The 21,403-nt window shown below is 50.0% G+C and carries 20 protein-coding genes and 1 pseudogene; 18 read left to right on the top strand and 3 right to left on the bottom strand.

Annotated features, from left to right (window positions below; all coding sequences use genetic code 11):
• The first annotated feature begins 6 nt into the window (after positions 1-6).
• The 3 genes from WDY75_RS04390 to WDY75_RS04400 all read left to right on the top strand — a co-directional run bounded on the left by WDY75_RS04390 (position 7) and on the right by WDY75_RS04400 (position 4,374).
• On the top strand, positions 7-825 hold the full coding sequence (locus WDY75_RS04390; RefSeq protein ID WP_036643633.1) for a carbohydrate ABC transporter permease: 819 nt from the start codon (positions 7-9) through the stop codon (positions 823-825).
• A gap of 67 nt (positions 826-892) precedes the next feature.
• On the top strand, positions 893-2,179 hold the full coding sequence (locus WDY75_RS04395) for an ABC transporter substrate-binding protein (protein ID WP_006212757.1): 1,287 nt from the start codon (positions 893-895) through the stop codon (positions 2,177-2,179).
• Positions 2,180-2,334: 155 nt separating this feature from the next.
• On the top strand, positions 2,335-4,374 hold the full coding sequence (locus WDY75_RS04400) for a beta-galactosidase (RefSeq protein WP_063477795.1): 2,040 nt from the start codon (positions 2,335-2,337) through the stop codon (positions 4,372-4,374).
• Between the two features lie 308 nt (positions 4,375-4,682).
• Here WDY75_RS04400 and WDY75_RS04405 read toward each other — a convergent pair whose 3' ends face one another.
• The gene (locus tag WDY75_RS04405; protein ID WP_036643523.1) at positions 4,683-5,024 is read right to left on the bottom strand and encodes a hypothetical protein; all 342 of its coding nucleotides are present in this window, start codon (positions 5,022-5,024) and stop codon (positions 4,683-4,685) included.
• A gap of 191 nt (positions 5,025-5,215) precedes the next feature.
• Here WDY75_RS04405 and WDY75_RS04410 point away from each other — a divergent pair, with 191 nt between their 5' ends.
• Positions 5,216-6,118, top strand: a complete 903-nt coding sequence (locus WDY75_RS04410; protein WP_063477794.1) for a hypothetical protein — start codon at positions 5,216-5,218, stop codon at positions 6,116-6,118.
• Positions 6,115-6,666, top strand: coding sequence for a hypothetical protein (locus WDY75_RS04415; protein WP_063477793.1), 552 nt, complete (start codon positions 6,115-6,117; stop codon positions 6,664-6,666). Before WDY75_RS04410 ends, WDY75_RS04415 begins: the two co-directional genes overlap by 4 nt.
• A 59-nt stretch (positions 6,667-6,725) precedes the next feature.
• Here WDY75_RS04415 and WDY75_RS04420 read toward each other — a convergent pair whose 3' ends face one another.
• Positions 6,726-6,905 carry a hypothetical protein gene (locus WDY75_RS04420; protein WP_006212752.1) on the bottom strand — a complete coding sequence of 60 codons (180 nt, stop codon included), beginning with the start codon at positions 6,903-6,905 and terminating at the stop codon, positions 6,726-6,728.
• Between the two features lie 124 nt (positions 6,906-7,029).
• Here WDY75_RS04420 and WDY75_RS04425 point away from each other — a divergent pair, with 124 nt between their 5' ends.
• The 7 genes and pseudogenes from WDY75_RS04425 (at position 7,030) to WDY75_RS04455 (ending at position 14,586) form a co-directional block, all read left to right on the top strand.
• Entirely contained in the window at positions 7,030-7,824 is a 795-nt protein-coding gene (locus WDY75_RS04425; RefSeq protein WP_006212751.1) for a sulfite exporter TauE/SafE family protein, read from the top strand.
• Positions 7,825-7,933: 109 nt separating this feature from the next.
• A pseudogene (locus tag WDY75_RS04430) lies at positions 7,934-8,686 on the top strand (aldo/keto reductase); the annotation flags it as partial.
• A gap of 380 nt (positions 8,687-9,066) precedes the next feature.
• Positions 9,067-9,936: an ABC transporter ATP-binding protein gene (locus tag WDY75_RS04435; protein ID WP_006212749.1), complete on the top strand. Its 870-nt coding sequence runs from the start codon at positions 9,067-9,069 to the stop codon at positions 9,934-9,936.
• Positions 9,929-12,133, top strand: coding sequence for an ABC transporter permease (locus tag WDY75_RS04440; protein WP_063477792.1), 2,205 nt, complete (start codon positions 9,929-9,931; stop codon positions 12,131-12,133). The genes WDY75_RS04435 and WDY75_RS04440 overlap by 8 nt, the downstream gene beginning before the upstream one ends.
• Positions 12,134-12,223: 90 nt before the next feature.
• Positions 12,224-12,913, top strand: a complete 690-nt coding sequence (locus WDY75_RS04445; protein WP_036643512.1) for an RNA polymerase sigma factor — start codon at positions 12,224-12,226, stop codon at positions 12,911-12,913.
• Positions 12,894-13,736 carry a hypothetical protein gene (locus tag WDY75_RS04450; RefSeq protein WP_006212746.1) on the top strand — a complete coding sequence of 281 codons (843 nt, stop codon included), beginning with the start codon at positions 12,894-12,896 and terminating at the stop codon, positions 13,734-13,736. Before WDY75_RS04445 ends, WDY75_RS04450 begins: the two co-directional genes overlap by 20 nt.
• On the top strand, positions 13,729-14,586 hold the full coding sequence (locus WDY75_RS04455) for an ABC transporter ATP-binding protein (RefSeq protein WP_006212745.1): 858 nt from the start codon (positions 13,729-13,731) through the stop codon (positions 14,584-14,586). Before WDY75_RS04450 ends, WDY75_RS04455 begins: the two co-directional genes overlap by 8 nt.
• A 116-nt stretch (positions 14,587-14,702) precedes the next feature.
• Here WDY75_RS04455 and WDY75_RS04460 read toward each other — a convergent pair whose 3' ends face one another.
• The gene (locus WDY75_RS04460) at positions 14,703-14,777 is read right to left on the bottom strand and encodes a DUF3949 domain-containing protein (protein WP_231888096.1); all 75 of its coding nucleotides are present in this window, start codon (positions 14,775-14,777) and stop codon (positions 14,703-14,705) included.
• A gap of 256 nt (positions 14,778-15,033) precedes the next feature.
• On the opposite strand from WDY75_RS04460, the gene WDY75_RS04465 reads away from it, so the two are divergent.
• From WDY75_RS04465 to WDY75_RS04490, 6 genes are all read left to right on the top strand, one after another.
• The gene (locus WDY75_RS04465) at positions 15,034-15,861 is read left to right on the top strand and encodes an SDR family NAD(P)-dependent oxidoreductase (RefSeq protein WP_063477791.1); all 828 of its coding nucleotides are present in this window, start codon (positions 15,034-15,036) and stop codon (positions 15,859-15,861) included.
• 150 nt (positions 15,862-16,011) lie between these two features.
• Positions 16,012-17,304 carry a homocysteine synthase gene (locus WDY75_RS04470; protein ID WP_063477790.1) on the top strand — a complete coding sequence of 431 codons (1,293 nt, stop codon included), beginning with the start codon at positions 16,012-16,014 and terminating at the stop codon, positions 17,302-17,304.
• 298 nt (positions 17,305-17,602) lie between these two features.
• Positions 17,603-18,313 carry a response regulator transcription factor gene (locus tag WDY75_RS04475; protein ID WP_006212742.1) on the top strand — a complete coding sequence of 237 codons (711 nt, stop codon included), beginning with the start codon at positions 17,603-17,605 and terminating at the stop codon, positions 18,311-18,313.
• Between the two features lie 337 nt (positions 18,314-18,650).
• Complete coding sequence (locus WDY75_RS04480; RefSeq protein ID WP_006212740.1) at positions 18,651-18,917, top strand: PqqD family protein; 267 nt, start codon at positions 18,651-18,653, stop codon at positions 18,915-18,917.
• Positions 18,914-19,381 carry a lasso peptide biosynthesis B2 protein gene (locus WDY75_RS04485; RefSeq protein ID WP_006212739.1) on the top strand — a complete coding sequence of 156 codons (468 nt, stop codon included), beginning with the start codon at positions 18,914-18,916 and terminating at the stop codon, positions 19,379-19,381. The genes WDY75_RS04480 and WDY75_RS04485 overlap by 4 nt, the downstream gene beginning before the upstream one ends.
• A complete protein-coding gene (locus WDY75_RS04490; protein ID WP_063477789.1) occupies positions 19,378-21,402 on the top strand; it encodes an asparagine synthase-related protein in 2,025 nt (674 codons plus the stop codon). Before WDY75_RS04485 ends, WDY75_RS04490 begins: the two co-directional genes overlap by 4 nt.
• Position 21,403: the final 1 nt, after the last annotated feature.

The following is a 21,403-nucleotide window of genomic DNA, read 5'->3' on the forward strand; positions in this document are numbered from 1 at the left end:
CCTCCGATGTCGGCTTCCCATATCGTATTGCAGATTGTTATGGTGGTTGTGGCTCTGATCTTTCTGGCGCCTTTTTATTTCCTCCTGGTGAACTCGGTCAAATCGCTGGGGGATATTATGGTGGATGCGGCCAATTGGCCGACTGCGTTTCACTTTGACAATTACAGCAAGGCATGGGAAATGACCCGCTTCCCGGAAGCATTTACGAATTCCATCATCATTACGGTCATCAGCAACCTGATCATCGCCCTGCTGAGCGCGATGGCCGCTTACCGGATGGTTCGGTCCAATACAAGATTCAATCGCATCGTGTTCATGCTGTTTGTATCGGCTATGGTCATTCCGTTCCAATCCATTATGATTCCACTTCTTCAGGTCATTAACTTCCTGGGCGTTAACAACAGCATCGTAGGCTTGATTCTCAGCTATCTGGGCCTCGGCATACCGCTGTCGGTCTTTCTGTTCCATGGTTTTGTGAAGGGGATACCACTTGAAATCGAAGAGGCTGCTACGGTGGACGGAGCTTCCCCGTTCAAGGTATTTGCCCGGATCGTTTTGCCTATGCTGAAACCTATGATGGTGACGGTCATCATCCTGAACTGTCTCTGGGTCTGGAATGACTACCTGCTGCCATCCTTGATCCTGCAAAGTCCGGAGCTGCGTACCATTCCGCTCGCAACCTTTGCATTCTTCGGGCAGTACTCGAAGCAATGGGACATGGCGCTGCCGGCTCTGGTGCTGGGCATTACGCCGATTATCATCTTCTTCCTGTCATTGCAGAAGTATATCGTTGAAGGCGTCGCTGCCGGCTCCGTTAAGGGGTAGGGCAGCCGGGCGCTTCCTACATTGGTTTTCCATCATTTATATATAAACATTACTAGGGGGTAGTAAGATGAACAAAATGAAATTATCACTTGTGATGCTGCTGGCTTTCTCCATGCTGCTGGCAGCGTGCGGCGGCAAGTCGGAGGGAAGTCAAGGCGGGAGCTCGGACGGGGCCTCTGGTGAAGTCAAGACGGTTAAGATTTTCCAATTCAAAACCGAAATCGTGGATGGCTTGAATGAGCTCAAGGTGGAATTTGAGAAGGAATACCCGAACATCAAGCTGGATATTCAAACGGTAGGCGGCGGTGCGGACTATGGCGCTGCACTGAAGACCAAATTTGCGTCCAACGATGCGCCTGATATTTTCTCCAATGGCGGCGATGCCGAGATGGAGATGTGGATCGACCGTCTGGAGGACTTGTCCGACCAGCCTTGGGTGAACGATCTGGTTGAGATGGCGAAGGAGCCGATGACCAAAGACGGTAAAGTATACGGCATGCCGATGAACCTTGAAGGATGGGGTTATATCTACAATAAAGATTTGTTTGAGCAAGCAGGCATTACCGAGCTCCCGAAAACCTATGCCCAGCTGGAGGAAGCTGCGAAGAAACTGGAAGCTGCTGGCACAACTCCTTTTGCGAACGCTTACCAGGAGTGGTGGTTGATCGGCAACCAGGGCATTAACCCGGCATTTGCCCAGCAGGATGATCCGAATGCATTTATTCAGGGCTTGAATGACGGAACGCAAAAATTTGCAGGCAATGCGAAGTTCGAAGAGTGGGCCAAGCTGATGCAGTTGACCTTGGATCATGGCAACAAGAACCCGCTGACTACGGACTACAACACGGCGATTTCCCTGCTGGCCACCGAAAAAACAGCCATGATGCAGAATGGCAACTGGTCCCAAACCGAGATCGATGCCATCAACCCTGATCTGAATCTCGGCTATCTGCCGATGCCGCTTGGCGACAATGCGGAGCAAAATGATAAGCTGAACGTGGGCGTTCCTGCGAACCTTGTTATCAACAAGGATTCCGCATCGAAGGAAGAAGCAAAGATCTTCCTCAACTGGTTTGTCACATCCGATATCGGTAAAGAGTACATCGTGAAGAAATTCAAATTCATTCCGGCATTAACGACCATCGAAGCGACGCCGGAAGATATGGGCGACCTGGGCTCGGCTGTGTGGGAATACGTCCAAGCCGGAAAAGTGCTGCCAAGACAATCTGCCAAGTTCCCTGACGGGGTAGCGCAGGAATTCTCAGGCTCCATGCAGGCGTTCTTTGCAGGCAAGTCCGACGCAAACAAGATGCTTGAAGACATGCAGACGTCTTGGGACAGCCTGAGCAAGTAAGCGGCAGGTAGTGCTCGTAATGTGTAAGTAGATCTTTCATAAGAGGTATGATCCCTTGTTCTTAGATACAAGGGATGGTGCCTCTTTTCTTTTAGACAGATTATCAACATCGATTGACGTTTTTCTTATTGGACACTCATAAAGGAGGCAATTCTATGATAAATCAGCGTGTTCCGAAGATATGGTATGGCGGAGACTATAACCCCGAGCAATGGGATAAGGCCACGATGGAAGAAGATCTGCGGATGTTTGAGCTGGCAGGGGTCGATGTGGCAACTCTCAACGTATTCTCCTGGGCAAAAACACAGCGCGATGAGCATAGCTACGATTTCACATGGCTGGATGAAATTATGGATCGTCTGGCAGAGGAAGGGGTCCATGTCTGCCTGGCAACAAGCACGGGGGCGCATCCTGCCTGGATGGCCAAGAAATATCCGGACATTCTCCGAGTGGATTACGATGGACGCAAGCGCAAATTCGGAGGGCGCCACAACTCATGTCCAAACAGCCCGACGTATCGCAAATATTCTGCGCTGATGGCGCGCAAGCTGGCTGAGCGGTACAAGGATCATCCGGCACTCGTGATCTGGCATGTCTCCAATGAGTATGGCGGCTATTGTTATTGTGATAACTGCGAATCGCAGTTCCGTATTTGGCTGAAAGAGCGTTACGGGACGCTCGATAAACTGAATGCCGCCTGGAATACCGGATTCTGGGGCCATACCCTTTACGAGTGGGACGAAATTGTGGTGCCGAATGCTCTCAGCGAAGAGTTTGGCGGGAACCGGACGTTCTTCCAGGGGATATCGCTGGACTACCGTCGCTTCCAGTCGGACAGCCTGCTTGCCTGCTATCGCCTCGAACGGGATGAACTGAAGAAGATTACCCCGGACATGCCGGTGACCACGAATCTGATGGGCTTTTATCCGGAGCTGGATTACTTCGAGTGGGCGAAGCATATGGATGTTGTGTCCTGGGACAACTATCCCGCAATCGATACGCCGGTAAGCTTTACGGCGATGTCCCATAACCTGATGCGGGGCTTGAAAAGCGGCCAGCCATTCATGCTGATGGAGCAGACCCCGAGCGTTCAGAACTGGTCGCCTTACAATTCCGCGAAGCGCCCCGGCGTGATGAGATTGTGGAGCTACCAGGCTGTAGCCCATGGCGCAGATACGGTGATGTTCTTTCAGCTGCGCCGTTCCGTGGGGGCCTGCGAGAAGTTCCACGGCGCGTTGATTGAGCACGTGGGGCATGAGCATACCCGCGTCTTTCGGGAATGCGCGGAGCTGGGCGCAGAGCTGCAGCAGCTCGGAGACCAGCTGCTCGGTTCCCGCTCGAACGCCAAGGTGGCGATTATGTATGATTGGGAGAACCGCTGGGCGCTGGAGCTTTCAAGCGGACCTTCCAAAGCCCTGAACTATGTGGACGAGGTTCATAAATACTACGACGCGCTGTACCAGTTGAATATTCAGACCGATATCATCGGTGTTGAAGAGGATCTGGGCAAGTATGATGTGATGGTTGCGCCCGTAATGTATATGGTGAAACCGGGTGTAGCCCGGCGTGTGGAGCAATTCGTATCCCGGGGAGGAACCTTTGTGACCACTTTCTTCAGCGGCATCGTCAACGAGAACGATCTTGTGACCCTTGGAGGTCATCCTGGCGAGCTGCGCCACGTGATGGGAATCTGGGCTGAAGAGATCGATGCCCTACTTCCTGGGCAGCACAATCAGATCGAATGGAATCAGGAATGGGGATCACTGCGTGGAAGTTATCCTTGTGGATTGCTGTGCGATGTCATCCATGCGGAGACAGCGGAGGTTCTGGCTGGGTACGGTTCTGATTTCTATAAAGGAACTCCTGTTGTAACCAGGAATAGGTTTGGAGAGGGACTGGCCTATTATGTAGCCAGCAGCCCGGATTCGAAGTTCCTGCAGGGCTTTCTTGCTAATCTGTGCGAAGAGCAGGGGGTGAAGCCGCTGCTGAATACACCAACCGGGGTAGAGGTTACGGAACGGGTGAAGGATGGAGGTTCCTACCTGTTCGTATTGAACCACAACGCCGAAGAGATGACGTTCGATGCAGGTTCTGCCAAGCTATTCGATCTTCTGAGCAACCGGCAGGTTTCAGGTCATGTTACGATTCCGGGAAGGGACGTTATGATCCTGAAACGGTCCGCTGCCCAGTCTTAAACAGGTCCAGGAAGAGAAAAAATGGGACTCTGGTTAGGTGGCAGAAGCCTGCGCTGCTTGCTGAGTGCCAGCGCGAAACGGCCCATCGCTATATGCTGGGACCGAGGGCCGTTCAGACGCGGGATTGGCCATCCCTGCGATGCATGGAGATGTCCAGAAACATATGTGGAGATACAAGCGAGAATAGGGATGTTGTGTAGCCTTTTTATGTACCTTTTCGTTCGTTTGAGCACCAGCGTGCAAACAGCCTAAAAGAACCGCCAGATGAATCATGCTGGCGGTTCTTGGCGTTTTTCAATTCGGCTGCGTCAGGTTGCCTTGATGGTGTAAGTACCACGCTCCGTTGTGAGTACGACATGATTGTCGTGGATCTCCGCAGCTTTAAGCCCATCCAGCCCGATGACATAGGCGTTGGTTGGCAGCGGTGCTGTGTGGCCCGCAGTCATGACAACACCGGAACCGTGCAGCAGCAAAGCGCTGCGATCCCCATAACCGTCAATGGACGGCTCCTGATGCTGATGATGCTCCAATCGTTCCAGCTGTAATTCAATCTGGTCCTGATCTTTGTCTTCTTCCTTGGATATGTGAAGGGTGTGGCTGCTCTTGGATTCAAGCCAATTCGTAATTTCTTCGATGGATGGATTCATCATGGACACCTTCCTTGATTTCGATTGCTTCAAATAGTCTGTCCATGAATCGGCCTCCTTATTTCAAATTTCAATTCGAGAGCCCCTCCGGAGAAACGCACCGAAAAATTAACGCTGTGCAAACCCCCTTATTATATTTACGTGTTAATATAGTTAAAGAATAAGAACAAACGCTTGATACATAAGGAGGGGCCATGAGCAAGAAGTGGTATTATGGGCTCGCCATCCTGCTGGTTGCCTGCAGCTGGATCGGAAATGTCTGGTATTATGAAGCCAACCAACTGGGAAGAACGGTATTCCTTGCGCATCATGTTGAGACATCGGATAGGGAAGGGCACGTGTTTGACTTGTATTATATAGAGGACAAACGAGCCGATAAGACCCTGAGCACCATTCAGATCGAGGGTTACCCTGAACAGATCGTGACACCTTACCCCAAATATGCAGAGTACCAAAGGCAGTATCTAGGGAAAATGATGGTGAATTTAAATAACCCTGCTCGAGGGCAGGGCGTGGCGGAAGAGCTGCTTAAGGAGCCAGTGCTTGTCCGCGAGATCACCGCGCTTTACTCCGATGGAACCTCGGAACAGGTGGATGTAGGAGAAATTTACATTTGGCCTGGCACATATAACGAAGTCAAACCCGTGGAGTGGACCTCCGGTGGATCCTCGTCGGATCACTCGGGAAACAACTCCGCGGTCATCAAGCGGCCGCTTCAGTTAACAGCGTTCTACTCGAAGTTTCTGGATATCGCAGAAGAAGGAGCTTTGCAAATCTATGCCGATATCTCGGGTCAAGGGCCGGGTACAAGTTACCGCCCGCTACCTCCGGAGTCACAGATGGAACAGAGCGGTATGCCTATTCAGGAGATACAGCTTCCAGCGAAGATGAATCAAGGGGACTCTTTTAGGATCAGCTATCAATTTAACATGCCGTCTCGTGAGAAGAGTATGCAAGTGTATCAGTTAATGCTGAGAACAACGTTTACGGAGGAAGGTCAGGGCACCTGGCAGGAAGATACGATCATACCTTATCATCCAAGTCCGACCGATAAAGAAATGACGGCATATGTCCGCGAAAGAAGGAAGGGATTATGAGAAGCGCTTGGTATCGTATACTCTGGGGGCTGCTCTTTGTACTCATCGATCTGAAGGTTGAAATGGTGGATATACTGCCCGATATGCTGGGGTATCTGCTGATTGCCTCAGGGTTATGGCGGCTGCAGCGATTGAACGGATATTTTAGGCTGGGACATCTGTCGGCTTGGCTGCTGCTGGTGTGGTCGGCGGCTTCATTATTTTGGTTCCCCGAGGTCGCAATGGACAGCGTGCACATGCAATCGGTTAAGAACCTGTTCATTCTACTGCCTGCCGTGCTCCTGCATACGGCATTGATTTATAGTATTTGCAGAGGGATTCAAGCTCATTATACAGGCACGGAATCCGAATTGGATAGGAAAGCCCGCTTCCGGCTGCACCTGTTTATGGCTGGGCAGCTGTTATTGCTTATCCTGTACCCATTCATGCTGAATCTGGATTCGGGGGATATGATGTCTGTTATTTTCATCTGCTCACTTCTGGTGATGGTTACTGAAATTACAGTTCTGTTTCTCGTTAGGTCAGCGGGAGGGGAATGGATTGAGTAAGTAAATGGATTAGAGACGGTATGAGCGATTGGGATGGTTTGTGCCGGGTTTAGGCTGATTTAACTGTTGTCTTTACTGGGATGATAAACAATTGTAACGCCCAACTGATTATATATTTCCTCGGTGTAGTGGTGATCCGGGCAATGCTTGATCGTAGCCATGTCTTCCTGCTTGGAGATCAGCTTCTGCTCGCAGTCAGGACATCGGTCCTGGAAGAGAAATTTCAGCTTGTTTAACATGATCGCCACACACCTCCCTGATTTCCGATATAAATACTTGGGTTTTATTATAAATCAACAACGAGGTACATTCAATAGCAATGTGCCCGTAAAACGATATCAAATGAAACGGAGATCGATCACCTTGATAGTGCAGCTTGTAGTCATGATCTTTATAGGTATCATTGGTTCCTTTTTCTCTGGGCTGCTGGGTATTGGCGGGGCTATCATTAATTTCCCATTGCTGCTGTATGTTCCCTCCTGGTTTGGATTGGAGGCTTTCACTTCCAAGGAAGTGGCATCCATTAGCATGCTTCAGGTATTTTTCGCCTCATTGTCAGGCATGATAACCAACCGGATGAGTTCGCGCGGAAGTGAGTCATACGTTCACAAGCCATTGGTTATTCAGATGGGGGCCAGCACGCTGGTAGGCAGTCTGATCGGGAGCCTGTCATCGATGCTGATGACCAGCGGAACGATCAACGTCGTTTACGGTTTCCTGGCGGTTATCGCTGTGTTATTAATGATTGTGCCGACACGGGCGTCCATGGAACAGAGGTCGGTGAGCGAGGTTACCTATCATTCAGGGATTGCAATGGGAGCCGCGTTCATAGTCGGAGGCATTGCCGGGATCGTTGGTGCCGGAGGCGCTTTTATCCTCATCCCCATTATGCTCACGGTTCTAAAAATACCGACTCGGATCACCATTGCATCCTCACTTGCTATCGTATTTCTGTCTGCGGTCGGCGGTGTTATTGGCAAAATCGTTTCAGGCGGCATTCCGTTCTGGCCTTCCCTGTTTGCCGTTGTGGGGAGCCTGCTGGGTGCGCCTATCGGCGCCATGATCAGCCGCAGGCTGAATGTTCGTCTGCTGCGATATGCCTTGGCGATTCTCATTGCGGTAACGGCGTTCAAGATCTGGATCGATATTTTAGGGTAAGTAAAGGGGTAGAACCTTATTCATCATAAATAAGAGGAGGATATCGAACATGAGAACCAATCAGCTGGGATCTTCAGAATTGTATGTAAGCGAAATTGGGCTGGGCTGCATGTCATTGGGAACGGATGAAGGACAAGCGGTGAAGCTGATTCATGAAGCGCTTGATCAGGGCGTGAATTTCTTGGACACGGCGGATTTGTACGATAAGGGTCGTAATGAAGAACTGGTCGGCAAAGCCGTTCAAGGCCGGAGAGAGGATGTCATTATCGCTACCAAAGTAGGCAACCGGCGTGTTGAAGGTCAGGATGGCTGGGTATGGGACCCCTCCAAAGATTACATAAAATCCGCCGTCAAGGACAGTCTTCGCAGGCTGGGTACGGATTATATCGATCTGTATCAGCTCCATGGAGGAACGCTGGATGATCCGGTGGAAGAGACGATCGAAGCTTTTGAAGAGCTGAAGCGGGAAGGATGGATTCGCTATTACGGGATTTCGTCCATCCGTCCGAATGTCATCCGTGAATATGTGAGTAAATCCAATATCGTCAGTGTCATGAGCCAATACAGCATCCTGGACCGGAGACCGGAGGAGGAGGTGCTCGATCTGCTGGCGGAGAATGGGATTTCCGCCATTGCGCGGGGTCCGGTTGCCCGGGGGATCTTGTCGGATCGGGGCCAATCCAAGGCAGAGAAGGGTTACCTGGACTACAGCAAAAATGAGCTGCTGGACATTCTGAAGAGACTTGAAGAGTATGGAAATGGCGCGGATCTGACTCATACGGCCATTCGCTATGCGTTAAGCCATGCCGCCGTTGCCTGCACGATTCCCGGCGCAAGCTCGCTTGAACAGCTGCTGCATAATATTGCTGCAGGTACTGTGGAGAAGCTGTCGCCGCAAGATATCCAGACGATTCAGGCTATAACCCGCGCGAACCAGTATGAAGCGCACCGGTAACGCAAACAGCACATGAATGATCGATCCCGTTAATCATTTGGGACGTGAAATATTTACGCCTTGAAGGAATGCGGATGAACATTGCCGCTGCATGTTATACTGATAAGATCAGAACCCATTAGATTATGCCCGCAATCCGTTTTTAGGATCACGGGCTTTTTTGCACCTTATAAATAAATTGGCTTTAGAACGGTAAAAATTCAAACTTTTTGAGAAGGCGGTTCGTTCCAATTAACGTAAACCGCGCGGGCTTATCCCATAATCGTAAATGGTGAAAGGATTCTAGAATGATTACCATTGAACATCTATCCAAAACCTATCGCAAGGGCGCATGGGCGCTCTTGGATGTTTCTCTACAATTTGATAAAGGCATGACCGGTCTGCTGGGACCCAATGGCGCTGGCAAAACAACGCTGATGCGTATCCTGTCGACCTTATTGTCTCCAACCTCCGGGCAGGTAAGAATGAACGGGATATCGCTTGGACGGCCTGAGGAGATTCGGCAGATGATCGGTTATTTGCCGCAGCACTTTCATATTTACCCGCAGTTGACTGGCAGGGATTATCTGGATTATGTTGCCGCTATGAAGGGGATTACCGATCGAAACGCAAGGCTGAAGGAAATCTCCAGGCTGCTTGAGATGGTGAATCTCCAAGAGAAGGCCGACAAGAAAGTGCGCACATACTCCGGAGGAATGAAGCAGCGGCTGGGCATTGCCCAAGCGCTATTAGGATCCCCGGACGTTCTGATCGTTGACGAGCCGACATCCGGGCTTGATCCTCAGGAGCGTGTCCGGTTTCGTAACGTGCTGACTCGGTTTAGCATCAACCGGACCGTGCTGCTGTCAACCCATATCGTAGCCGACATCGAGAGCAACTGCCGGCGTATCGCCGTTATGAACAAGGGGAGGCTGGTCATGACAGGGAGCCTGGCTGAACTACAGGCCTGCGGTCAAGGGCAAGTATGGGAAGCCGTGATGAGCCCGGACGAATTTGCCTTGATTGATCCCATGTCCGTTGTGTCCACCCGAACGGTTCCGGAAGGCATCTTGTGCCGCTTTATCAGTCCAACTGCGCCGGTTGAAGGGGCGTTTGCGGCTGATCCTTCTTTAGAAGACGGTTATCTGGCCTTGCTGCGGAGGGATCGCCATGCATAAATGGTGGAGGCACAGCCTCCTGGAACTTCGGCTCCTGTTTGGCAATCCTCTGTTTGCCTCAATGCCAATCATCTATGCCGTTTTGTTTATCGTCATGATGCTGCAAGCGGCCAGCGGCAACGGGGCAGACCATAATCTGTACACGGCTGCGTATTCCTTCCATATGCTGGGCCATACGATGACGCTGGGCCCGGCTATGCTGATCGGCATTTTGTCCATCCGCAGAGACATCAGCCGCCGATCCTTCGAATGGAATCACAGCTTGCCAGTACCCTTCTTTACATTGTTGTCATCGAAATACGTGGTGAGCCTGCTGTACTTTTCCCTGTTCACGCTGTCCACGTCGGTTATATTCTACATCCTGTCGGTTAGCAAAGGCATTGCCAGTGAAATTGCGATCATGCACACGATGCAAATTGCCGTGCAGTATGAAGTTTCCTATATGGTAACTCTGGCGCTCGCGATGCTTCTCGGAGCGAGCATTCCGAATCGGATTGTTTATTTGATCGGTTTCTGTGCATGGATGTTTGGAACTTTTTTCATGGAGATTTATATCATCAGCGAACTGAAATGGCTTCCGGCTCAAGTGTTCCATCTCAATCAATTTTTTCTGCAGTCCAACCGGTATGAGTATGAGAATTGGGGATACGGCTTGTTAACCGAGGATATACAGCTGGCCCGGTGGTTCGTGCTGGCTTTCACCCTCATGCTGCTTACCGTGTGTTTGTTCTTGTTAAACCGCAGGCGTCCAACGATGCTCTTGAGGGCAGGTTGGGTTGCCGTGCTCGGCGCTTTTGTGTTAACAGCGATTGCCGCGGTACCTTACAGTACGATCTGGTCGGAACGATATGCCCAAATTGATAACAGGCTGGAGGACCCTTCGGTTTCCTATGTTAATGATACGGAAATCGGATCGATTTACAGGGTTTCCTCCTACGATATCAAACTGAAACGACTGCCGAATGATGAACTTCTGGTTACGGCGAGGCTGAATATACCACTCTCTGATGAAGTATCGGGTAAGAAGCAGCTTCCGCTGACCCTGAACCGGATGTTCAAGCTGGACCGTGTCCAGCTCCAGGGAGTGGACGCTCCATATCGCAGACAAGGAGAGCGGATTTCGGTAAGTATGGCGGGCGTTGCGAATGGAAACGACATTCAAGCAGAGCTGACATACAGAGGTCATGTTATGGATTTTATGCCCGGATACTCCAGCGAAGAATTTGCCGCCTATAGTGTGGGACCCGAAGTTAAGCTGGAGGGACATATGGCCTGGTACCCGCTGCCCGGGCATCAGAATGTGTACTTGAAGAATCCGGAGGAAAACAATCGGCCAACCGAAATGTATCTTGGCGGGGAATACGGCGTCATGCGTTATTCTTTCGGCGATATGCGGCTGGAGGTGGAAGGTTACCCGGTTCCCTTGTATACGGGGATGAAGGAGCTGGAACGAAGGCCGGGCTATCAGCGGTTTGAGGTCCAGGGGACCGAACAGAATGTTTCCCTGTACGGAGGCAAGTTCTGGAGGGAGATTCGCTTGAATCAATTTCCGATCATGGTTGTGACAACCCCGTATCTGGAGAAAACATCAAAATTGATGCTGCGTGATCTGAAGAAAAAATACGACTATTTTGCCAAATGGGTACCCGAGTTTAAAGGCAGCGTGGACAAGATTTTGTATCTGGGCCAAGGATTTAGATATCCTCGGGTAGACCATTCGTTGATTCTCTCCTCTCACCAATACACGTATAACATCAGCAATCTGTCAGGCGAGTGGATGAATTCCATTCTGTTTGGCAACCAGGGTGCCATTTATAATTATTATGAACATCCAGAGAGAGATGTGCGCGGAAAGATCAGCAGTCTGTTCTGGTACGTGTATTACATTGAAGAGAAAGGGCTCAGCGATAAGGAATTAAGATCGGCGTATCTCAATTTGCGTTCGGTACAGCAGCTGCTGTTCAAAAACGGGGACGGCAGCGACCCTCAGAACAAAATCGGCATCAGCATGGCCAAGCAAGTCAGAAGGGCATTGGAAGAGGGCAGAGGGCACCAGGTCAAAGAACTGCTGGTGCATTTTTACCAACAAGGGGTGCGGCTGCCCGATACCGAGCGGAACAAATTCCTGGACCCGGAGAAACCGATCACATACCAGGAGTGGCAGCAAAAGTGGGATGCCATGATGAATGTCAAATAATGACGACTATGCACATGCACACGGTCGGTTATAATTGAGAAATAGATAAAATGGGAAGATTAGAAATGCATATAGAAAGGGGGGGAAGGCATGATTTCTGATCAGCAGCTGACCGAACGCATGGCGGCCGGCGACCAGGAAGCATTCGAAATGTTGGTGACCAGGTACCATGGACCTCTGCTCAGTTATACAACCCAGCGGCTTGTTGACAGGCAGAAGGCTCAAGATATCGTTCAAGAAACCTTTATCCGGCTCATACGGCATCTGAACCAGCACGGGACACTGGAACATGTTCGCTCCTGGTTATACCGCGTCGCCCTGAATATGTGCAAGGATTACTGGAAGAGCGCATCGTACAGGTCTGAGGGGCTTGCAGGCGAGGAGATGCCTGATGCATACGATCCTGCACCCGGTGCCGAGGAGCTTGTGGAGAGGCAGGAGACATCACTGGAGATAGCCGCATCGCTGGAGAGCCTGCCCGATATACAACAGGAAGTCATATCCCTTCGATTCTTTCATGATCTGAAGCTGCAGGAAATCGCAGACCTGGTTGACCTCCCCTTAAGTACGGTAAAAACACATCTATATAACGGTTTAAGAAAGTTAAAGAAAACGTTGTCCATGGAGCATTCCGATTTGGTACCCGTGAATCCGCGCCAGCGGACACGGGAGAAAAGTCCTCAAGAACAGGTCAGGAGCCGCTCCAAATCGGAAGAGTCAGATTCGCAGTGCAAAGTAAAAGAAAGTGAGGTGTATCTCCATGGATCATCCATTCGATAACGAATTGAGAAGACTTGAAGACGAGCTGCGGGGTCCCCTTAGACGAGCTGCCCTTCCATCGCCGTCACCGGATGAGACGGCCCAACTCATTGCGTCCCTTCAGGGAGAGTTCAATCAGCTCAAGATTGAGCCCGAGTCCCCCAAGCTGGATTTTAATCCACAGGTGGACCCGCCCTCATTGAAACAGATCCTACGGAGCCAGATTCGTTTGAATCAAAGATCCATCCTGCTCACAGCCGGGGCGGTATTCTGCATGCTCGTCCTGCTGATTGACCCGGAATACCCGTTGGATCAGTTTGCCGGATTGCCTGGCGGCATTTTTCCATTAATCACGCCCCTGCTGTTGATCGTATCCATGCTGTTCAGCAGCCGAACCTGGGATAAAGGGATGAGAGCTGTAGAGACGCTAACCCCATACCCGCCGGCACTTGTTCTGTATACCCGGCTGCTGCTTGTGACCGGCATTGTCATCGGAATGGCGCTGCTGAGCACGCTTGCCCTCGGGCTTCGATCCATCCAGGCGGAGACCTCTCACTTTTTATTCGGACCCTTTATTCTGGAGTGGATGGGGATTCTATTGGTGACGGGTGGTGCTGCGATGTATATGCTCTTTCGCAAAGGGATGGTGGTATCGCTGATCTCTGCCGTATTGGTCTACGGCATGTGGATTGTCATCCAGGGCCAGATTATCGATCACGGGGTATCGATGGGCGGTAAAATGCTGACGGATATGACCCTGCTTGTTATCGGATTGATCCTGCTTGTCTCCTCCTACGGCCGCAGTCTGAAATTGAACGGAGCCTGGAGAACCGCTAATGATTAGGGTAGAAGGACTGGAACGTCAGGCCGGAACGTATCGGCTTGAAATCGAGAAAGCGGAGATTCATTCCGGCTTGAACCTGATTGTCGGAGCGAACGGCGCGGGAAAAACAACGCTGATCGAGCTGTTGGCCACGCTGCAAGCTCCCGACGCAGGTGAAATTCTGTATAGTGGGCGCAAGGCAGGAGACCATCTTCCGCTCATCCGGAGCCAAATTGGTTATGTTCCGGCTGATATCGAGCTGTACGGGGATATGAAGGTCGGCAAGCTGCTGACCTATATGGCGGAATTGAAAGGCATCTATAACCCGGAAGCCATCGACCGGCTGATGCTGGACTTTAGGCTGGAGCCTGTTCGCAAGAGTAAGGTCAAGAATCTATCGCAAGGAGTACAGCGGCGGATTGCCGTCGTACAGGCGCTTATTGCTTCGCCGTCCTTTCTGTTCCTGGATGAACCCCTGAACGGCATGGATGCAGAGGAGCGCAAATTCCTTATCACCTATCTTACTAAATATGCGCGCGGCCGAATGGTCATCGTTGCTGCCCACGAGTTGAATGAATGGGAAGAGGCAGCAGATACGGTGATTTGGGTTCATCGCGGGCGCATTCGATATATTGGTTCCCCGAGCCAATGGAAGCTGAATGTTGCCTCCAGCGTCTGGGAGGGAGAGGTTGATCTTGAGGCCTTCGAACGGATCCCGCAGGAACTGTTAATTCACTTTCAAATGACGGAAACTAACATGAGAGTCAGGCTGATGGGGAAAAAGCAGCCGGGTGCTGAGTTTATGGAGAAGGCACCGACGCTGGAGGACACTTTTTTCCTACATATGAACGCTTTAGCCAGACGCGGCTGACTGCAGCTCGGATCTTGGAGAATCATCGCCCAAAAAGGGCGATGATTTTTTTGCGTTTCATCCATCAGCGACAATTCATTTGGACGCTTTATGGTCCCGGTGCCTTCAGTATAGTGTCATGAGGCAACCATGGAGGAAGGCCAAAGCCATCCTTGCGTAATGTAATGCAGCTGTTCTTCCTGAAAGGACATGTTGGTGTTATACGCTTCTTGATCGACCCCTTGACTTCGGGGAGCAACTCTTCAATGCGTGCAAATAGCACTACTGTACGGGAATCATGATCAACTATTCAGGGAATGGAATGGCTCTTCATTCGGATTTTATCTCGGAAAAGCAATCATCCCTCGCAGAACAGGGTAAGGAAGGTTAGGCAGGATGAGCATCATTGTTTAATCCACGGCAAGCCACCGTGGCATGAGAGGATGAAATCTGAAGGGAGAGAACGTGATGGGAACCGTAGGTAATCAAGGCTTGGAGAAGGTGGCGTTAGTTACAGGAGCAGGTGCAGGAATCGGAAGAGGGATTGCCAAGGTACTGGCTGAGAAAGGTTACCGGCTGGCGATGACATACAATTCAAGCAAAGACGGCATCTTGGACGTAGCAGAGGATATCGGCCACATCTATGGCAAGGAGCCGCTCATTATTCAAAGCGACCTCACCGTCCGCAGTGAAGCGGAGAACACGATCCGCAAGACGGTTGAAGAGTTTGGCCGGATTGATCTGCTGGTGAACAATGCGGGGATCGGCATTTATGACGAGCTGACGGAGCTTGAGGAGGATGCGCTGGACATGACCGTTCATCTTGATTTTAGAGCGCCGATGCTGCTCAGCAAATATGCTGTCAGGGAAATGATGGCACAGGAGATCCCGGGGAATGTTATTTTCATTACCTCTTCCCGCGGGGAGAGGGCCTACCCCAAGGACAGCATCTACGGCGGCATGAAGGCAGCGCTCATACGTGCGGCGCAATCGCTGGCGCTGGAGTGGGCGCCGCACGGCATCCGCGTCAACTGCGTCGCTCCGGGCGCGACTGTCCATAAGCCGGGACAGTCGGCAGAGGATGAGCCGCTGGGTAACAAAATCCCTCTGGGACGGTTAGGTACGCCATCCGATATCGGTGAAGCAATCGCTTGGCTGTGTTCGGATGCGGCATCCTATATTACCGGGATTAATCTCCGTATCGACGGCGGTCTGATTCTGCCCGGCATGCCGGAAGATACGTCTCCCGAGGCAGGATACGGATGGGGCAAGGTCTATAAGAAAGAGAAGGAATGATGGAAGCCCACATAGGTGATCGAAATAATTTATTATATTCCGATGAAATTAGTTGGTTATCACTCTTTTCAAACGATGGAAAGTATGAGAGAATGGGAGCAATTATGAATTCATAATACTTTCCATATGAAGAAAAGGGAGGAAACACCCATGTCAGAAGAACGCCAATTTTCCATTGAAACCTTAGCGGTTCATGCCGGTCAGGAGCTTGATCCGACCACCTTATCACGTGCTGTGCCTCTGTATCAGACGACTTCCTACGGGTTTAAAGACAGTGAGCATGCGGCTAATCTGTTCGCACTAAAAGAATTCGGCAATATTTACACACGTATTATGAACCCGACCACGGACGTGTTTGAGAAGCGGATTGCGGCGCTTGAAGGCGGTGCCGGTGCACTGGCGACATCTTCCGGGCAGGCAGCGATTACGTTCTCTGTTCTGAACATAGCGGGTGCCGGTGATGAAATTGTTTCCTCCTCCAGTTTGTATGGCGGCACATATAATTTATTTTCCAATACGCTGGCGAAGCTGGGCATCAAGGTGCACTTTGTGGATTCCACGGATCCGGAGAATTTCCGTAAGGCCATCAATGGCAAGACCAAGGCATTGTTTGCAGAAACGATTGGCAATCCGCAAGGAAACGTGCTGGACGTGGAAGCCGTGGCTGCCATTGCGCACGAGAACGGTATTCCGCTGATTGTGGATAATACCTTCCCAAGCCCGTACTTGCTGCGTCCGATTGAATTTGGAGCGGATATCGTTGTTCATTCGGCCACCAAATTTATTGGCGGTCACGGTACTTCCATCGGCGGGGTTATTGTTGATAGCGGTAAATTCGATTGGACGGCAAACGACAAGTTCCCTGGGCTTACGGAGCCGGACCCAAGCTATCATGGCGTTGTGTATACGGAGGCCGTAGGCCCGATCGCTTATATTATTAAAGCGCGTGTCCAGCTGCTGCGGGATATCGGCGCATCCCTCTCCCCATTTAATTCCTGGCTGCTGCTGCAAGGTTTGGAAACACTGCATCTTCGCGTTGAGCGGCATAGCGAGAATGCGCTGAAGGTTGCCAAGTATTTGGAGAGTCACGAGGCGGTGGAATGGGTGAGCTATGCAGGGCTGCCGAGTCATCCGTCATACGAGCTGGCGCAGAAGTACCTGCCAAAGGGCCAAGGCGCCATTCTGACCTTCGGTATCAAGGGTGGAGCTGAAGCAGGGCAGAAGGTGATCGAGAATGTGAAGCTGTTCTCCCACCTTGCCAACGTTGGCGACTCCAAGTCTCTTATTATTCATCCGGCCAGCACCACGCACCAACAGCTGACCGAAGACGAGCAGCTGACAGCGGGCGTGAATCCGGAACTGCTGCGTCTGTCCATCGGAACCGAATCCATTGACGATATTCTTTATGATCTGGAGCAAGCCATTGCGGCAAGCCAGAAGTAGAGGTTGTTAATACCACCTTATAATAGAATCAAAGGCACTTTCCTTTTTGAAGGAAGGTGCCTTTTTGTTGTTTTTATCTCTAGAATGACCTGCCGGATAGGGAGAAAAGCTAGGAGAGTCAATGCCGATGGGGGAGACGGTCAGAGCGCCGATTGTCCGGAATGGATTGATGACATGTCATATTGATGTTATGATGAAATGAGAATTACAAATATATACTTACATGGAAATTATTTTATATATTGAGAGTGTCGCTATCGAATTTCAAAATCATATAAATTAGAAGAGGTGAACCATCATGAAGATACGAACCCTGCTTATCGAAGATGATCCCGAGTGGATCGATGGCATAAAACTTACAATTGAACAATCGAGGGATATTGTACTGATCGGCGTTCTTTCCGGGAATGAGATCGAACTGCAGATGATCAAGTGCTTGGAAGTGGAAGTCATTGTTATAAACATGAATGCTGATAATGATATGGAAGTGCTCAAAGCAATCGATAGCATTATCGATATTAATGATAACATTAAAATAATTGTGCTGTCCTCGGTGGAGGAAGATCGCGTTATCTGGGATGCCTATCTGCACGGAGCTGTGAATTATGTTGTCAAATCGGCTGTTTGCAGTCGTGCAATAACGAAACTCATCAGAGAAGCGCATGCGAATACATTGGGCATTCACCATACATCGGCACAAGCGATCCGAAGGGAATTCCAACGACAGAGAAAAGAACTATGGAGCAAACTTCTTACCCCGCAAGAAAGAAAAATTCTGTGTTACGTCTATCAAGGAAAGACAACGTCTGAAATTCATCGTATTCTGAATATTGAAGAAAAAACGATTGATAACCATGTGACAAGCATCAACCGCAAGCTTCAGGTCAAAAATCGCAGGGAAGCTGCGCAAGTTGCCAACAAAAAAGGACTGCTGTTGTTTGACGAAATCCGATCCCAATTCTATTCCGCTTTCAATATATTAGGTCTTATCCCCCTGAATTTTATTTAGGGGGTTTTTAGCATAATGTCCATGCTCGACCTGGTCAATCCGGTTGGATTCCACGATTAAAACTCACGGATTAGAAATAATAGAATGGTTTGTTATTCTAATAATTGTAAACTTCACTTTATGAATAGATTAGGAAAGGAGGAAAGACTCATGAAACTTCAAGCTGGTCAAATCAAAGAATACGGCACTTTTATGAATCTGACGCTTGCCAAGAAGAACAAGCCAGGTGATGGAAAGAACGGCCTTGGCGTGAAAAAAGGATAAGGTTTGAAAACAATGAGAGAGTGACGTTCACTCTCTCATTGTCTAATTTAAAGCTTGTTGAGGTGAGTTCCTTATGATGATAAGTCAAAAAGAAGAGGTTTATACGACGGTACATGACCAAGAGGTTGTTCTTTTGGATATGAATCAAGGGAAATACTTCGGATTGGAGGGAGCGGCAATGGCGCTATGGAATGAGCTGTCGCAAGGTCCGGTCACGACTTCCGCCATTCTGGAAAAATGGAAGACGATTTATGATCAAGCGGAAGACGAGCTGAATTCTCTATTAACCCAATCCTTGGAGGAGCTGACGGCAAAACGTTTGGTTGTGGTAGACACATGATGAACTTCCGAAGAAAATCAGACGATAAATTATACGCCTTGGTCATTCACTCCCTGATCCGCAGTGCTCTCAAAGACGGCGATTTCTTGCAATCCTATCGACAGCTTGCTGTGCAGTTGTTTCCTTTTTTTGAGAATGCCATTCGCCGCAAGGAAGTGTCCGTCTCCTCGAAGAGGCTTGATGAGCTGGGGCGGTATTTGATTACCCTGGATGAAGAGGACCAAGTCGTAGCGACTTGCGTGTCCGTGGCTGCCACGGCGCAAGCGATATTGTTCTGTTCGGGTATTCAGGCTGAGCTGCACATCGGGGTGAAGAAAATAGATGAGAAATTGTTTGCCCATGCCTGGGTGAAGCTGCCTGACGGCAGCATGATAGACCCGCAAAACAAATATGGGGATCTGCAAATCATTCGAGTGCTGAAATTGAAAGATGAAGCAGAAAGGTGGGCCGCTTCCGTTATATGAAAATATGGATAGCGATGTGTTCTGGAAACGATGCGGCATGGAGTCAGTGGACGAGCAATTTAGCCGAATGGCTCAAAGACACGATGACCACCTATGCATCAGGCTGTGACGGACCGGTGAGGATGGCGGAGTTTCAGTATCGGTATGAGAGGCATGGAAGAAAGACTCATGAAGAGGGTTTGGGGGCCGCCTGTGTGCTCGATGGATGGCTGAAGCATGCACAGTGCGGTCAGATATGGGGAGACCATATGCCTATGGGCACAAGACATCAGCTGCTGCAGACCTTTAACCAGCATCCGGAAGGAATGATGCAATCCAGCTCGGGGGATTTTACATTATCCGTATGGGACCGGGAACGAGAGACGTTATGCATCGGCAGTGATGTTTATGGATCAAGGCCTATCTATTACTGGATTAGTCCTGAGCAGGAATTGTTTGTCTCAAGCGACCTCAGAGCACTGCTCCATGTTCACCATATCCCGTTTGATATAGACTACGAACGTTGCCTGCTGTACTTAAGCTCCCAATATGCTGTCGGCGAGAATAATTTCGAAGCGAATACGTTCTTTAAGGGAATCTGCAAGATACCCGCGGCAACGATTGCAAGATGGAACAACGGAAGATGGACTTTGAACACATATTGGGGAATGCACAACCTGCTCAACTTGGAAAATATTCAACAGGACGCAGCTCCCATGTTCCGGAATGCCATGATAGAGGCTGTGGGCGATCGTTTGCATCATTCAACATCAATTGTGGAGGTTAGCGGTGGATTGGACTCCGCAGCTGTGCTTGCCGCAGCCATTGCGGGTGGGCATAAGGAGCGGGTTTTAGGCGTGAATATTTCCTTTTCCGGTGAGGATATGGTACAGAGCAATGACATGGATCTTGTGCGGAGATTGTTTCAGGATTTACAGATGCCCTCCATCATCATTCTTGGAGATAACACGTTGAAGATGCCGAATGCCGAATTAGGACGGGATCCTCTGTGGTTTCTGGACGGGCCTGATCCGCGGGCTAACGTGTTAATTAATGAAATGTACACCGCCATTGCCAACGAATTCGGAACGGACGCCGGGTTGACGGGTGAAGGCGGGGATTTTTTATTTACCGGCGAAGAGTATGTGCTCGATTCGTTGATCAGGCAGCGGAAATGGAAGGAGATGCTCCATACGCTGTGGGCCTGGTCTGATCATAAGCTGGGAAAGGCAATTCAACTGGGAGCCGCTTACGGATTAGCCCCGTTTATTCCGGTTGTTAACGACAGGATGTATTACAAATTGGCTTGGTCAGACTCCGAATATGAAATGCCGGAGTATTTTACGCAAGCCCATATGGCCAGGGAACGCAGCGCTCAACGCGATGATTATATGCGATATAAACAGAGTAAGCCCTTCAAATATTGGGGGAAAAGGTACCACTATGACTACACCTGGCCCAGGGCCAGTTATTTGGACGCGGTTGGGGTATCCATGCAGAGCATGCATCCTTTTTTTGATCGCAGAATGATGGAACTCTCCTTCTCGGTGCCGACAGAGCAGCATTATGATGTGCTTAGAGGCGAAGTGGATAATTATTATGGAACCAAAATGCTGATAAGAAAGGCATTTACAGATATTTTGCCGACCTATTTGCATAATCGGGTCACCAAAACGTCCTATGCGCATATGGCAAGAAAGAGCTTGCTCAATGAACGCAGTAATCTGCTGCAGCTATTTGACCGCTCAGAGGAGGTCCTGCTTCATCAGCTTGAGGTGATTAACAAGCATAAATTTTGGGAGCACCTGCTTGGAACATTGATTCGGGTGTCGGACACGAATAATGATCTGGGAATGTCCTATCAATATTTACGTATGGTCATCTCCATGGAAATTTGGCTCAGGGAAATGAGCAAGGGCAAGGCAGCCGTCCTGGAAAGGGCAAAGCCGCGCAGTCCAAGATGGCTGGCCGATATTGAAATCGTTGGCGAGCTTCAACAGTTTAAAGAAATTAAGAATCATAGCTTCATGACAGGTGTCTGAT

The organism is Paenibacillus glucanolyticus, from assembly GCF_037333485.1.
GTDB classification, from domain to species: Bacteria; Bacillota; Bacilli; order Paenibacillales; family Paenibacillaceae; genus Paenibacillus_AQ; species Paenibacillus_AQ glucanolyticus.